This window comes from Maribacter sp. TH_r10 (assembly GCF_033101095.1).
In the GTDB taxonomy this organism is placed as follows: domain Bacteria; phylum Bacteroidota; class Bacteroidia; order Flavobacteriales; family Flavobacteriaceae; genus Maribacter_A; species Maribacter_A luteus.
Window position 1 is genome coordinate 1 of record NZ_JAWMPY010000050.1, and the last position, 352, is coordinate 352.

General features: G+C 44.6%; 1 protein-coding gene. It reads right to left on the reverse strand.

What is annotated here, in order from left to right:
• Window positions 1-352 (reverse strand): hypothetical protein (locus R3X28_RS19275; protein WP_317666523.1); only part of this gene is annotated, 352 nt, incomplete at both ends.

Below are 352 nucleotides of genomic sequence, written 5' to 3' on the forward strand. Positions count from 1 at the left end.
TGTAGTCTGTTCGTTCTGTAAATCTGTAATATCAGCATCGTTGGCTACAATGGCAGCATTGTTATTTGAAATGGCAATTGCATTGGTAGCTATCCCTGAAATATCCTGATCACCTGTGTTGATTCCAGAGGTGTTCGCAACGATGGCAGCCTGTGCCGGAGTGATACCCGTTTTAGCAGTGTTCAATGCAATGGCGTCGTTCTGGGTGGTTTGTTCGTTCTGTAACGCAAGGATGTCGTCATCGTTGTCACTGATATTGGAAGTGTTGTTTGCGATGTCCGTATCGTTGGAACTGATGTTTGCTGCATTAGTAGCTATTCCTGAAATATCCTGATCTCCGGTGTTGATTCCA